The following is a 928-nucleotide window of genomic DNA, read 5'->3' as shown; positions in this document are numbered from 1 at the left end:
CGGCAACGTGGGCACTGGCGGCAGTGACGACACCGCGATCGACACCCTGGCCCCGAGCGTGGTGGTCAACATTGTTGACGACCAGCTGACCGTGGGCGAAACCAGCGACGTGACCTTCACCTTCAGCGAGAAGGTGACCGGGTTCGAGCTGGGCGATCTGACCGTGGTGGGCGGCACCGTGACCGGGCTGACCACCTCCGATGGCGGCAAGACCTGGACCGGTACCTTCACCCCGACCCCGGGCTATACCGGCGAAGCCAGCGTCACCGTCAAGGACGGCAGCTACACCGATCTCAACGGCAACGTGGGCACTGGCGGCAGCGACCGTGCCCCGGTGGACACCTCGGCCCCGAGCGTGGTGGTCCACATCGTTGACGACCAGCTGACCGTGGGTGAGACCAGTCCGGTGACCTTCACCTTCAGCGAGCAGGTGACCGGGTTCGAGCTGGGCGATCTGACCGTGGTGGGCGGCACCGTGACCGGGCTGACCACCTCCGATGGCGGCAAGACCTGGACCGGTACCTTCACCCCGACCCCGGGCTATACCGGCGAGGCCAGCGTCACCGTCAAGGACGGCAGCTACAGCGATCTCAACGGCAACGTGGGCACTGGCGGCAGTGACGACACCGCGATCGACACCCTGGCCCCGAGCGTGGTGGTCCACATCGCCGACGACCAGCTGACCGTGGGTGAAACCAGCGACGTCACCTTCACCTTCAGCGAGCAGGTGACCGGGTTCGAGCTGGGCGATCTGACCGTGGTGGGCGGCACCGTGACCGGGCTGACCACCTCCGATGGCGGCAAGACCTGGACGGCGACCTTCACCCCGACCCCGGGCTATACCGGCGAGGCCAGCGTCACCGTCAAGGACGGCAGCTACACCGATCTCAACGGCAACGTGGGCACTGGCGGCAGTGACGACACCGCG

Annotated in this window: 1 protein-coding gene; it reads left to right on the top strand. The window is 67.3% G+C overall.

Annotation, left to right across the window (positions count from 1 at the left end):
• Nucleotides 1-928: Ig-like domain-containing protein (locus ACB037_RS21280; protein WP_371175903.1), on the top strand; the 928-nt coding region annotated here is incomplete at both ends.

Source organism: Aeromonas sp. S19(2024) (genome assembly GCF_041402625.1).
GTDB lineage: Bacteria > Pseudomonadota > Gammaproteobacteria > Enterobacterales > Aeromonadaceae > Aeromonas > Aeromonas caviae.
Note: the sequence above shows the minus strand (reverse complement) of the source record. Positions and strands in the feature narration are given on the sequence as shown.